The sequence below is a fragment of the Paenibacillus sp. FSL R10-2736 genome, from assembly GCF_038000245.1.
Classification (GTDB): domain Bacteria; phylum Bacillota; class Bacilli; order Paenibacillales; family Paenibacillaceae; genus Paenibacillus_AQ; species Paenibacillus_AQ phytohabitans.
This window is the reverse complement of record NZ_JBBOBN010000001.1, coordinates 5,253,706-5,266,467: the sequence shown is the minus strand read 5'-3', so window position 1 is coordinate 5,266,467 and position 12,762 is coordinate 5,253,706. Positions and strand designations below refer to the sequence as shown.

Below are 12,762 nucleotides of genomic sequence, written 5' to 3'. Positions count from 1 at the left end.
GAGCTTGTGAAAACAAGAAAAAGTAATTGCATCCTGTTAAACTACTGCGATACAATTTCTATAGATTGGAATATCTGAGGGGCGTATTCAAGGTAAAAGTAGGAAGAACAGACAAGACATCATAGTTCCTTGCTTGCGTGTTAACCGGAAACGCTTATCGCGCTTTCCATTCTCGTAAATTATATAGATAGCAGGAGGTCTGGGCATTGATGAAAGTCTGGCGGGTGGTCATCGTGGGATGTCATCCCACAAGTATGTTGGGAACAAAATTGATTCTGGAAGAAGGGGGAGAGCTGGAGGTTGCAGGTATGTATTCCACCTGGAGCGAATGCGTTTCCATGGTGCGCGATACCGGGCCGGACCTGGTACTCAGTGATTATCAAATGCCGGAAGGAACAGTAGAGGATGTTCTGCCAGAGATGAAGAAGAGCTCACAGAGATCCCATTTTATAATTATGACCGAAGAGAACGATAAAGAAATGTTTCAGCCGCTGATTGAGCTTGGGGCCAGCGGAGTGCTGTCCAAGGGGGCGACTCCGAATCAGCTGCTGCAGATGATTAGCGGAATCCGTGAAGGCTTCCTCTCCATTCCGCTGGAATGGATTGAGAAGGGGGTACGTCCGGTGACCTCTTCCAAAGGGCTGGACGCTGTAATGCAGCTTACACAGACAGAGATGTTTATTATGGAACGCATTGTGCAAGGAATTACATACGATAAGATCGCCCTGGAAATTGAAGTCAGCCGCCGCTCGATCGATAACTATCTGCGCAAGATTTATGTTAAGCTGGAAGTATCTACGAGGGCACAGGCGATCGAGAAGTTCGCCCTATTCTCAAGACAGAACAAGCAAATCTACGCCTAATCCCCGTATAACGACATAATGCCGTCCGGGCTGGAATATTCTTAAACCAGAGTAAAGGGGGGAGCGTATGAAGTATGAATTTTCTGCGCGCGCACATACGTTGTTGTCATCACCACTGCTGAGCATCCGCAAACAAACGCGGCGCGGCACACTGATCTCGCTGGCGGAAGAGCTGCCGGCGGAGGAATTATTCCCGTTGCCGCTATTGTCTGAAGCGGCGTCGACGGTGATTTCAGCAGATGCCGGAGCTCTGCAGTACGGCGATCCCGAGGGCTATGGCCCGCTGCGGGAGTGGCTTACCGGAGATTGGCTGGGAGGCAAAGGGGTAAATGTGGCCGAAGGCGGAGTTCTTCTGACAACGGGAAGCCAACAGGCCATCGATTTGCTGGCCAGAGTCTATATAGATCCCGGTGACCGGGTGCTGGTCGAGAATCCGACCTCCCCGGGCATTCTGCAGGCGCTGCGGATGCAGGGTGCCGTTATCATTCCGGTGCAGGGGGATAAGGACGGCCTGCTGCCCGATCATCTGCGCAGCGGAATCCGCCAGCACCGGCCCAAAATGCTGTTTGCCACACCGAGCTTTACCAATCCGAGCGGTGTGCTGTGGAGCCTTGCGCGGCGTAAGGAAATCCTTGAGCTGTGCACCTCGCATAACGTGCTGATTATAGAGGATGATTCTTACGGTGATCTGCATTTCCAGCGTTATGATGAGCATCCTTCACTGAGATACCCTTCCCTCTACGCGCTGGAGAATGTCAGCGAGGGCGGGCATGTGCTGTATATCGGTTCATTCAGCAAAACGGTTGCGCCGGCGCTGCGGACGGGCTGGGCGGCGGGAAGCCGCGAGCTGATCGGGATGATGACCGCTGCGAAGCAGATGGCGGACTGGCAGTCCAGCTCGCTGAACCAGCGGCTGCTGCATCATCTGCTTAGTGTAAGCGCCTTTGATCTGCGGGAGCATATCACCCTGCTGAACCGGGAGTACAACACCCGCCTGAAGCTGATGGCCGAGCTTTTGAAGCGCCCGGCCTGGAAAAGCAGCGTGTATGATATGCCGGTTGGCGGGATGTTCCTCTGGGTGTCGCTGCCGGAGGGGCTGGATGCCATGGCACTGCTGCGTGCCTCATTGGCTAAAGGCGTAGCCTTTCTGCCCGGACCGCTCTGCAGTGTAAGCGGAGGCTCGGACCGGATCCGGCTTAACTTCAGCCACCCCGGCCGGGATGAGCTGCTGCTGGGCATGAATCTGATGAGTGAAGCGGTATCGGAGTTTACGGCGCGGAGCTGAGGGTGACGGGAATAACCGGAGCATGATATAGAAGAAGGATGACTGCTTGCCATGGAATGGCGGGCGGTTGTCCTTCTTTTTTTGGACTAAATTTACAAAAATGTCTTTAGAATCGGAAAAATATGAAACTTATCGTGTGGTGGAAGGAACTATACTTGGGCTAAGCGTCAAATTTATTCCAAACCCAGGGAACCGGAGCTGAAAGAGAATGAAAATAAACAAAACATATAGGTTGGCAGCTTGCATTGCAGTAATGCTACTGGGAGGATGCAGCAGTAATCCGGAACCACCGGATGCGCCTGTACCCACCGAAACCGCTGAAGCCGCAGGACCTGCCGCTGGCAAAGGGGCAACGGGCCTTACGGCTTTAGATACTCCTGTATGTGAGGAACCGGTCAACAAGCTGCACTACAGCCGGAATCAGCTGCAGGAGATCCGGGAAGCAGCGCAAAAAGCAGGCCTGGCGAACGTATATATTCCTGAGATTGGCGGCGGTCCGGATGATTATTTTGAAGAGGCCAAGGTGGACGGAAAACGGTTGACCCTTCATTTCATCCGGATGGCGATTACTGAGTCTATGGAGGAGCTGGAGCCTGCGGGCGGAAATAGAACGGTTACCAAGGTGCAGCTGTCCCCGCAATGGGAGGGAAAGTGGATTAGCGAAGAGGAGAGTACGGTGGAATATTTGTATGGTGAAATAGATAACACCCATTTTGAAATCTTCTCAGCCAGAATGTTTGACCGGAAGGGTTTTGAGGATGCAGCGGAATCATTGATTCTGCTCCAAGAGAAATGAATGCCAGAGCGGATGCAGCAGATTTTAATTTGAAATTTCCAGGGTGCTGTGTTAGGCTGAAATCAATTAAATCTTCCATAAACACATCGTTTACTGGATTGTTACTGGCCGGGCCAGGCAAAACCTAAACTGATGGTGACTGATTTGAACCCTTTTACCGGGGCTTCAATGACATTGCCATAGGTTTAGGTTTTTCTGTTTTCCGGGCCTTCTGTTCTGAACAACAAATAGGAGAAGGGGTAATGACAATGGCTGCAGTACAAAATGGATTTCCTGATAATTTCTTATGGGGCGGCGCAACCGCTGCCAATCAGCTGGAGGGGGCTTTTGACCAGGGCGGGAAAGGGTTGTCGACCGCAGATATGATCGCCTTTGTGCCCAAGGATAAACGCCAGGGAGACCATTCGATGGAAATCTCCACCGAGCGGATCGCCCGGATTCTTGCCGGAGAGACGGACGACTGGTTCCCGAAACGCGAAGGCGTTGATTTCTATCACCGTTACAAAGAGGACATCGCCTTATTCGCCGAGATGGGCTTCAAGGTGTTCCGGATGTCGATTAACTGGGCGCGTATTTTCCCGAATGGCGATGATGCCATGCCGAATGAGCAGGGCCTGCAATTCTACGATGATGTATTCAATGAACTGCTTAAATACGGCATTGAGCCGCTCGTGACCCTGTCTCATTATGAGACGCCGCTGGGACTTACGCAGAAGTATAACGGCTGGGCCAGCCGTGAAGTGATCGGCTTCTATGTGAAATATGCCGAAACAGTATTTACCCGCTACAGAAGCAAGGTGAAATACTGGCTGACCTTCAACGAAATTAACGTGATGCTGTTCAGTCCATACACTGGAGGCGGCATCCTTACCGATCAGGTGGAGAACAAGCTTCAGACCGTGTTCCAGGGACTGCACCACCAGTTTGTGGCAAGTGCTCTGGCAACCAAGCTGGGTCACGAGATTATTCCCGGCTCCCGGATCGGCTGTATGCTGGCTAGAATGGAGAGCTATGCGAATACCTGCAATCCGGCAGATGTGCGCAAAAGACAGCAAGAGGACCAGATGAATCTGTTCTTCACCGATGTGCATGCACGCGGCAAGTATCCCCGTTACATGGACCGTTATTTTGCCGAAAATAACATTGTGATCACCCGCGAGCCGGGAGATGATGAGATTCTGGCTGCAAATACAGTGGACTTCATCTCGTTCAGCTATTATATGACGCTTACGGTATCTGCCGGTCCGGAAGGCGAAGCCACCGCAGGGAACCTGCTTGGAGGAATCAAGAACCCTTATCTGAAAGCCTCCGATTGGGGCTGGCAGATTGACCCGGTGGGTCTGCGTATCACTCTAAACAACCTTTACGACCGATACCAGAAGCCATTGTTCATTGTGGAGAATGGACTGGGTGCTTTTGACAAGGTGGAAGCAGACGGGGCGGTTCATGACCATTACCGGATCGATTATCTGCGAGAGCATATCAAGGAGATGAAGGAAGCGGTTAAAGACGGCGTGGAACTGATGGGCTACACAGCCTGGGGGCCGATTGATCTGGTCAGTATGTCTACCTCGGAAATGTCCAAACGCTACGGATTCATTTATGTAGACCTGGATGATACCGGAAGCGGCACGCTGAACCGCAGCAAAAAAGATTCTTTTGAATGGTACAAGCAGGTTATTTCATCGAATGGTGAAATTTTATAACATCATTGGGGCAAGCTTAAGAAGCCCAAGATCTTAAGTAAACCGTTTTCATAAAAGTATTGTCAATTTCATAATGATATGCTAAGATGCTGCTACAGGTGAATAACTGGATTGTTACTGTTCATTCAGGCAAAACCAGAAACGGGCATTGTTGATGCCGTTTTGGTTTTGCCTTTTTTTTAACCTATTAGGAAGTATATATTTGGAGGTCCCTGCAAAGTACCTGAGTTCGTTTCCATGTTATATCCCCACTTTGTGGGGTGATTTTATTACTCTGACGGTGTAAGGTGATGGAATGAAAATTGCTAAGGTGCTCAACAACAATGTTGTAACTGTAATCGATGCCAGCGGGAAGGAACTGGTCGTAATGGGCCGGGGGCTTGCCTTCAAGAAGCAGGCTGGTGATGACATTGAAGAGGACAAGGTTGAGAAAGTATTCTCTCTGGAGAATAAGGAAGTATCACAGAAGCTGATGTCGCTGCTCTCCGATATTCCGATGGAGTATGTGGAATGTACCGATGAAGTGATCCGTTATGCCGAAACGGTCCTGGGAGAGAAGCTGCATGACAGCATCTATATCTCGCTCACGGACCATATCCATTTCGCCATCGACCGCCACCGTCAGGGGCTTCAAATCAAGAATGCACTGCTGTGGGAAATTAAGCGGATGTACCGTAAAGAGTTCTCCATTGGACGGAAGGCGCTGCAAATCATTGAGGAACGGCTTGGCGTGCTGCTGCCGGAGGACGAGTGCGCTTTCATTGCAATGCATCTGGTCAATGCGCAGATGAATGGTGAAATGCGTGAGACGGTGAGCATTACGAATATTGTGAAGGACATCCTAAACATTGTCCGGCGGACTTTTCTGATTGAGCTGGATGAAGAATCGCTCGGCTATTACCGTTTTTTGACCCATCTGAAATTCTTCGCGCAGCGGGTCGTTCAGGGTACCGCCGCTGAGGACCGGGATAAGGATCATGTGCTACATGATCTGGTCATGCAGCAGTACCCGGCAGCATATGCCTGTACGATGAAAATTGCCGACTACACACGCAAGATTTACAAGCGGGTCTTGTCCAAGGAAGAAATTCTCTACCTGACTATCCATATTGAACGGATTAACCGCAATGAAAATGATGTAACTGAATAATGTGGGGCAGGATTGCTACTCTACCCGGAGGCAAAACCTAAACCCGGACAGTGATGAGCGTAAGTATGCATCACGGACCGGTGTTTAGGTTTTTATTTTGCCGAAAATACACAATAAACTACATAATAGACTAAAGGAGTTAGCCCATATGAATAAAAATGAGCTGTCTAAAGAAATATTGCGGCTGGTCGGCGGAGAAGAAAATATCGATCAGGTTACCCATTGCATGACCCGGCTGCGCTTCAATCTGAATGACAATAACCGTGCCGACAAAGCGGCGCTGCAGAAGACGGACGGCGTAATGGGAGTTATGATTAACGGCGGACAATTCCAGGTCATCATCGGCAATGATGTGCCGGTAGTTTACAATGAACTGATTGGCAACATGTCGGGTTCTACTGAGAAGAAGGCTACCGGTGAAAAGGTAGACAAGAAGAAGCAGAATCCGCTCAGCAAGCTGTTCGATTTCATCTCGGGGATCTTCACACCGATCCTGCCGGCCATCACCGGCGCGGGGATGATCAAGGGGATTGTAGCCCTGCTCGTGGCGCTGGGCTGGATGGGCACGGATAACTCTACTTATGTCATTCTCTCGGCCATCGGCGATGGCGCCTTCTACTTCCTGCCGATCGTCCTGGCGGTCAGCGCTGCCCGCAAGCTGGGCAGTAATATGTACATTGCTGCAGCAATAGGGGCTGCGATCCTGCATCCAACGGTTACTACGCTGCTGGGGTCCGGGGAGACGGTCACGTTTGCTTCGCTGCCGGTGGTGGCCGCAACCTATTCCTCGTCCGTGATTCCGATTGCAATTGCGGTCTGGCTCGCTTCCTATGTGGAAAAAGCCGTAGATAAAATCACCCACGCTTCCCTGAAGCTGATTATTGTTCCAACGGTAACACTGCTTGTCATTGTGCCGCTTACCCTGATTGCGGTCGGCCCGCTCGGTGTAATTATCGGGGATGGTCTTACCGGAGGCATCAGCTGGCTGTTCGAAAATACCGGTCTGTTCGCAGGACTGCTGCTCGGCGGAACGATGTCCCTGCTGACAATCACAGGGATGCACTATGCACTGGTACCGATTGTGATCGCTTCGATTGCACAGCTTGGTTATGACTATTTGATTCCTATAATGATGGTGGCGAACTTTGCCCAGGCAGGAAGTGCCCTTGGCGTGTCTCTGAGAACCAAGAACAGCAAGCTGAAATCTCTTTCGATGTCCACAAGTATTACGGCCTTTATGGGGATTACAGAACCGGCAATGTATGGTGTAAACATGCGTCTTAAGAAACCGTTTATCTCTGCACTGATCGGTGGAGCTGTCGGCGGTGCGTTCCTCAGCTTGTTCAAAGTAAAAGCTTATGTTATTGGCGGTCTGACCGGACTCTCCGGTATTCCGATGGTTCTGGGTGCTACGTTTGTCTATTCGGTAATTGGTTTTGCGATTGGTGTCGGGGTTGCGGCGATCGTCACTTATATTCTGGGCTTTGAAGATGAGCCTGAGGCCGCTGCAGCGCCGGTTATGGAAGCAGCACCTCGGGCAGCAGCAAGCGTGACGGCTGCGTCTGCTGTAACGCGGGTTGAACCGACGATGGTTAATGAAGAAGTGTTCAGTCCGATTGCAGGTGAAGTGAAGCCGCTGAGTGAAGTGAATGATCCGGCGTTCTCGGAAGAAATTATGGGTCAGGGTTTTGCCATTCAGCCCTCCGAAGGCCGCGTGGTATCGCCGGTCAACGGAACGGTGTTCTCGCTGTCGAAGAGCGGCCATGCGATTGGTCTGGTCAGTGACAGCGGAGCCGAAATGCTGATCCACATCGGGATCGACACCGTGAAGCTGAAGGGACTGCATTTCTCACCTAAGGTTACCGCTGGAACCAAGGTGTCTGTCGGCGATCTGCTGATGGAATTCGATCATGTTGAGATCGAGAAGGCAGGCTACAGCACAATCACGCCGGTCATTATCACGAACATCCAGCAGTATAACTCAATCCTGCCTTCCGGCCGCTCCTCTGTTAAGGAGAAGGAGCTGCTGTATACGGTGCTTGCTTAGGCACGGTAGCTGGAAAGCTGAAAAGTTAGATAGCCGAAAAGCCAAAAGCATAAGGCGGGTGTGACTGCAAGGTGTGGGAGGAAGTAGGGCTGAGACTTGTAAGTCTGGCGCGAAAGTAATGGAAGAACGATTGGAAGAACGACTGGAAGAACGACTGGAAGAACGATTGGAAGAACGACTGGAAGAACGATTGGAAGAACGATTGGAAGAACGACTGGAAGAACGATTGGAAGAACGACTGGAAGAACGACTGGAAGAACGACTGGAAGAACGATTACAAGAACAAGTGAAAGAACTAGGGTGAAAAAAAGGAGTTGTCTCGCCACGCAGGGGGTCTGCGTACGGGATAACTCCTTTTGTATCTGTATGCGTATGCGTGCCTTTTTGCTCTGCCCAATTCTGCTCTGTCCTTCCTCACGGAATAGGTGGAAAAAGAGCATTTAATTCCACTGAAACTGGAGATTTCAGGAATTTAAATGGAAATAATACATCTATTGATTCGGAATTCGCCATTCGATTCGAAATCAGATCAATTAGATGCCTTTTATCCAACTAAACCGTTCTGACGGGATAAAGTCATGAAGTTAAGTGCTATTATTCCACTTGTTGGGTGGCTACAGCTTGCCCGCACTGATCTCCGCGATCGCCGCGTATTCGATCAGCGCTGCAGTGCCGTCGGCCGTGAGCGTGTAGCGGCCGCGCCCGACCCGGAAGAACCACGCATAGTAGTTCTTCTGCAGGTAGGAGGCGGCGCCCGTCACGCCGCTTCGCTTGCGCAGCGCGGCGGGGGTCACGCCGCGCGGAGCCTCAGGCGCGCCGCCCAGCGGGGCGCGCCCGTCTGCGAGGCCGGCCGCGCCAGCAGCGGCTTCGGCCTCGAGGGCCTGCAGCGCGGCGGCCACGCGCAGCGCCTTCTCGCGGTAGGCCGTCACGAGCTTGACGCGCGTGCTGCCGCCGGTGTTATAGTCCCCGCTGCGCTCGCGGAACTCGTAGAGCAAGCGCTCGCGGCGGCGTACGGCGCTGCGGGCCTGAGGCGGCGCCTCGCCCGGCTCCGCGAGCACCTCGACGAGCGGGGCCTTCGTCTTGTAGAAGACGACGGTGATCAGCCCGAGTCCGAGCCGGCGGCACAGCCCGCTGAGCTCGCTCCAGCGCTGGTTCACCGCGCCCTTCTTATCCCGCACGCGTTCCACCGCGAGATAGACGTTCGGGCTGAGGCGCAGCCGTTCCACCCCCTGCAGCAGCAGGGCGAGGTTGAACGATTTTTTCATCTCCACGATCAGCGGCTGATCCTCGTCCTCCCGGATGCCCACGAGGTCGCAGGTCCGCACCTCACCCTTGATGTCATAGCCCTGCCGCTCAAAAAAACTCTTCAAAGGAGCATACAGCTCCGTTTCCTGTTTGATCGCCATTGTACTCACTCCTGCGCTCTTAATGCAGCATAATTATTTAAGGGAAATCATGATTCTCTATTATAGCACAGCAAAAAAGAGGTCAACTATTCCGGGCTCGCCGCATAGGTATGTAATACACTTTCTAAGCTTGGTGGAGCAAGTAGGAGCGCAAGAGGAGGCAGCGAGCCATGGATATTTTTGAGCGTATAGCTTCGTATCGGGCTGAGAACGACCGTTTGGCGTGGAGCGGCACTTTCAAGGACTATATAGAACTGCTGAGACTAGACCCCTCTCCCGCAAAAACGGCTCATTCCCGCGTATACGACATGATCAAGTCACACGGCGTCGAGGACATCAACGGACGTAAACGGTATAAGTTTTTTGAGCAGGAGATCTTTGGGCTGGACCGTGCGGTAGAGAAGCTGGTGGAGGAATATTTCCATTCCGCCGCCCGGAGGCTGGATGTGCGCAAACGGATCCTGCTGCTGATGGGACCGGTCAGTGGAGGCAAGTCGACTCTCGTCACTCTGCTCAAACGCGGACTGGAGCAATATTCGCGCACGGATGCAGGTGCGGTATATGCCATTGAGGGCTGCCCGATGCACGAGGATCCACTGCATCTGATTCCGCTGGAGCTGCGTCCGGAGATCGAGCGGGAGCTGGGTGTACGCATCGAAGGCAACCTCTGCCCGTCCTGCCAGATGCGGCTGAAGAATGAATACCAGAGTGATATCGAACAGGTTGGAGTTGTCCGGGTGCTGTTGTCGGAGGAAGAACGGGTAGGTATCGGGACCTTCAGCCCGTCCGATCCGAAGTCACAGGATATTGCCGACCTAACGGGCAGTATCGACTTCTCGACCATCACGGAATTCGGCTCGGAATCCGATCCGCGCGCCTACCGCTTCGACGGGGAGCTGAACAAGGCTAACCGCGGAGTAATGGAGTTCCAGGAAATGCTGAAATGCGATGAGAAATTCCTGTGGAATCTGCTGTCGCTGACCCAGGAGGGTAATTTCAAGGCCGGGCGCTTCGCGTTAATCTCGGCGGATGAGATGATCATTGCCCATACCAATGAGACCGAGTATAAATCCTTCATTTCCAATAAAAAGAATGAGGCTCTCCAGTCGCGCATGATCGTCATGCCGGTGCCTTATAATCTGCGGGTCTCGGAAGAGGAGAAAATCTACGCCAAGCTCATCGGCCAGAGTGATATGAAGCATGTGCATATTGCCCCGCATGCGCTGCGGGCGGCGGCGATCTTCTCAATCCTGACCCGGCTCAAGGAGAGCAAGAAGCAGGGCATGGACCTGATCAAGAAGCTGCGCATGTACGACGGCGAAGAGGTAGAGGGCTACAAGGAAGCCGATCTCAAGGAAATGCAGACCGAGTACCTGGACGAAGGCATGTCCGGCATCGACCCGCGTTATGTCATCAACCGCATCTCCAGCGCTTTGATCAAAGGCGACCTGCAGTGCATGAACGCGCTGGATGTGCTGCGGGCGATCAAGGACGGCCTGGACCAGCATCCTTCGATTACGAAGGAGGAACGCGAGCGTTACCTGAACTTCATTTCCATTGCCCGCAAGGAATACGATATTCTCGCCAAGAGCGAAGTGCAGAAGGCATTTGTGTACTCTTTTGAAGAATCCGCCAAAACCCTGTTCGAGAACTATCTCGACAATATTGAAGCCTTCTGCAACTGGTCCAAAATCCGTGACCCGCTCACGGACGAGGAGATGGAGCCGGATGAGCGGCTGATGCGCTCCATTGAGGAGCAGATCGGCATTTCCGAGAATGCCAAGAAGGCCTTTCGCGAGGAGATCCTGATCCGCATTTCCGCCTACTCCCGCAAGGGCAAGAAGTTCGAGTACAACAACCACGACCGGTTGCGCGAAGCCATCGAGAAGAAGCTGTTCACCGACCTGAAGGATATCGTCAAAATCACCACCTCCTCCAAAACGCCGGATGAGAGCCAGCTGAAACGCATCAACGAAGTCAGCCGCCGCCTGATCGATGAGCACAACTACTGCCCGATCTGCGCCAATGAGCTGCTGAAATATGTCGGAAGCCTGCTGAACCGCTGAAGCTATCAGAGAATAGGGTATGGACTGCCTGCTGGCGGTCCTTTTTTTAAGATATAAGTTTGCTATAAGTTATTCTTCTATTTCTCGCTGAAACGGATACCCTCCTCTTAAGGACGGTATCCGTTTTCACTTGAATATGCGCCAGAATTAAAATATAACAGATGGATTTTCTCCACTTGCTGATGAACAACAGAGTCTTGCTAAAACAGCAGTTGGAAAAAGAGCACTTAAATAGTTTCATATCACTCAAAGTCGCTGAAACCCCGAGCAATAGATGTCATTTTTCCAATTAACGGCCTATAAACCTCCGAAATCGAATAATTAAGACACCTTTTTCCACTTGCTTGTGGGAACAGCTGGTTTCCAGACCTACAGCAACTCAGTGATCCTTCTGAAAGTCGCCGGCGGTTCTGCTAAAGCTCAGCGGAACTTTCATATACAGATACTGTTACTGAACAGATGTTGAGCGGACGAGGTATAGTCTTGAAAAAGGGCGATAAAGCTGTTTCCAATCGAAATATAATTTATATGCTTCACGCTTGTCCGTATGTATACCGGCGCACGGAGAATAGGGGCTGACCGCCCCCTCCTGCACTAAAAGTCAGGGGCGGATCAACCCTCCGGCCCGGTTACTCCTTGGACTCCTTATCCTTACCGCCAATGGTAAAGCCTAATTGTCCGTTATATTTGCCTACCTGTCCGGTAACGTCTATGCCTGCGCCCTGACCTCCGCCGAGCTGCGCCTTGGCCTGTGCACCGAGCCCATTGTCACCGCCGAGCTGCAATTGGGTCTGGAGCCCTGCACCTTGACTTAAGCCCAGATGGCCGCCGGCCTCTGCACTCAGACCGTGTTCACCTCCGGCTTGTGCCCCCGTATGAAAATTGGCTCCCTGGCCGCCGCCCAGCTGGGTAGCTGCCTGGGCCGCCAGCCCGTACTTGCCGAAGGCCTGGGCTTCTGCATTAAGCCCAAGACCCTGGCCGCTGTCCAGATGGGTATTGCCTTGCGCCTGGATTCCATAGGAAGTGTTGCCGATGTGGCCGCCTGCCTGCATACCAGCGCCGGTGTATTTTACATTCCCGCCGGCATTTACACCGATGCCGTGTTTACCGCCTACTTCACCTCCGGCATCTACATGAATCCCTTGCCCGCTGCCGACATCTGCGTTCATATGCCCTTTTACGAATTCATTTTTTACACTTTGGTTTTCTGTTGCCGGAAGGGTTTGACCGGGTTCTGAGCGGACCAGATGGTAATAATGCGAGTAAGGAAAGGAAGTGTTACGCGGAGAATAAGGATAGGCGGATGGATAAGCTTGACTGTTCGGATATTCGTTATCAAAGGTCATGAGGGTACCTCCATTATTCAATTAATTACAACAGCCTATTCATCGCAGCATTGAAGTGACACGATTCAGGGGAGTTAAAAGTGTGTTGTAATGACAG

At 52.1% G+C, this 12,762-nt stretch carries 10 protein-coding genes; 8 read left to right on the top strand and 2 right to left on the bottom strand.

The window, feature by feature from the left end; translation table 11 throughout:
* Window positions 1-206 precede the first annotated feature (206 nt).
* The 7 genes from NSQ73_RS22590 to NSQ73_RS22560 all read left to right on the top strand — a co-directional run bounded on the left by NSQ73_RS22590 (window position 207) and on the right by NSQ73_RS22560 (window position 8,151).
* Window positions 207-863 carry a response regulator transcription factor gene (locus tag NSQ73_RS22590; protein ID WP_340988270.1) on the top strand — a complete coding sequence of 219 codons (657 nt, stop codon included), beginning with the start codon at window positions 207-209 and terminating at the stop codon, window positions 861-863.
* Window positions 864-930: 67 nt separating this feature from the next.
* Entirely contained in the window at window positions 931-2,148 is a 1,218-nt protein-coding gene (locus NSQ73_RS22585) for an aminotransferase-like domain-containing protein (protein WP_039303393.1), read from the top strand.
* Between the two features lie 208 nt (window positions 2,149-2,356).
* Complete coding sequence (locus NSQ73_RS22580) at window positions 2,357-2,944, top strand: hypothetical protein (protein ID WP_340988269.1); 588 nt, start codon at window positions 2,357-2,359, stop codon at window positions 2,942-2,944.
* 248 nt (window positions 2,945-3,192) lie between these two features.
* Window positions 3,193-4,650: a glycoside hydrolase family 1 protein gene (locus tag NSQ73_RS22575; RefSeq protein WP_340988268.1), complete on the top strand. Its 1,458-nt coding sequence runs from the start codon at window positions 3,193-3,195 to the stop codon at window positions 4,648-4,650.
* Between the two features lie 295 nt (window positions 4,651-4,945).
* Window positions 4,946-5,800: a BglG family transcription antiterminator LicT gene (gene licT, locus NSQ73_RS22570; RefSeq protein WP_340988267.1), complete on the top strand. Its 855-nt coding sequence runs from the start codon at window positions 4,946-4,948 to the stop codon at window positions 5,798-5,800.
* Window positions 5,801-5,948: 148 nt separating this feature from the next.
* Window positions 5,949-7,847: a beta-glucoside-specific PTS transporter subunit IIABC gene (locus tag NSQ73_RS22565; RefSeq protein WP_340988266.1), complete on the top strand. Its 1,899-nt coding sequence runs from the start codon at window positions 5,949-5,951 to the stop codon at window positions 7,845-7,847.
* 118 nt (window positions 7,848-7,965) lie between these two features.
* Window positions 7,966-8,151 (top strand): hypothetical protein, encoded by a 186-nt coding sequence (locus tag NSQ73_RS22560; RefSeq protein WP_340988265.1) that lies wholly within the window; start codon window positions 7,966-7,968, stop codon window positions 8,149-8,151.
* Between the two features lie 310 nt (window positions 8,152-8,461).
* On the opposite strand, the gene NSQ73_RS22555 is transcribed toward NSQ73_RS22560, so the two are convergent.
* Window positions 8,462-9,253, bottom strand: a complete 792-nt coding sequence (locus tag NSQ73_RS22555) for a DUF2161 family putative PD-(D/E)XK-type phosphodiesterase (RefSeq protein WP_340988264.1) — start codon at window positions 9,251-9,253, stop codon at window positions 8,462-8,464.
* Window positions 9,254-9,423: 170 nt separating this feature from the next.
* Between NSQ73_RS22555 and NSQ73_RS22550 the strand changes: the two genes are divergently transcribed.
* Window positions 9,424-11,319: a PrkA family serine protein kinase gene (locus NSQ73_RS22550; RefSeq protein WP_340988263.1), complete on the top strand. Its 1,896-nt coding sequence runs from the start codon at window positions 9,424-9,426 to the stop codon at window positions 11,317-11,319.
* Between the two features lie 629 nt (window positions 11,320-11,948).
* Here NSQ73_RS22550 and NSQ73_RS22545 read toward each other — a convergent pair.
* Window positions 11,949-12,665 (bottom strand): hypothetical protein, encoded by a 717-nt coding sequence (locus NSQ73_RS22545; RefSeq protein ID WP_340988262.1) that lies wholly within the window; start codon window positions 12,663-12,665, stop codon window positions 11,949-11,951.
* Window positions 12,666-12,762: the final 97 nt, after the last annotated feature.

Bases quoted from the DNA above. Each gene is read 5' to 3' on its own strand.
- NSQ73_RS22585 (WP_039303393.1), top strand. From the start codon at position 931: ATGAAGTATGAATTTTCTGCGCGCGCACATACGTTGTTGTCATCACCA.
- NSQ73_RS22580 (WP_340988269.1), top strand. From the start codon at position 2,357: ATGAAAATAAACAAAACATATAGGTTGGCAGCTTGCATTGCAGTAATG.
- NSQ73_RS22575 (WP_340988268.1), top strand. From the start codon at position 3,193: ATGGCTGCAGTACAAAATGGATTTCCTGATAATTTCTTATGGGGCGGC.
- licT (WP_340988267.1), top strand. From the start codon at position 4,946: ATGAAAATTGCTAAGGTGCTCAACAACAATGTTGTAACTGTAATCGAT.
- NSQ73_RS22565 (WP_340988266.1), top strand. From the start codon at position 5,949: ATGAATAAAAATGAGCTGTCTAAAGAAATATTGCGGCTGGTCGGCGGA.
- NSQ73_RS22560 (WP_340988265.1), top strand. From the start codon at position 7,966: ATGGAAGAACGATTGGAAGAACGACTGGAAGAACGACTGGAAGAACGA.
- NSQ73_RS22555 (WP_340988264.1), bottom strand. From the start codon at position 9,253: ATGGCGATCAAACAGGAAACGGAGCTGTATGCTCCTTTGAAGAGTTTT.
- NSQ73_RS22550 (WP_340988263.1), top strand. From the start codon at position 9,424: ATGGATATTTTTGAGCGTATAGCTTCGTATCGGGCTGAGAACGACCGT.
- NSQ73_RS22545 (WP_340988262.1), bottom strand. From the start codon at position 12,665: ATGACCTTTGATAACGAATATCCGAACAGTCAAGCTTATCCATCCGCC.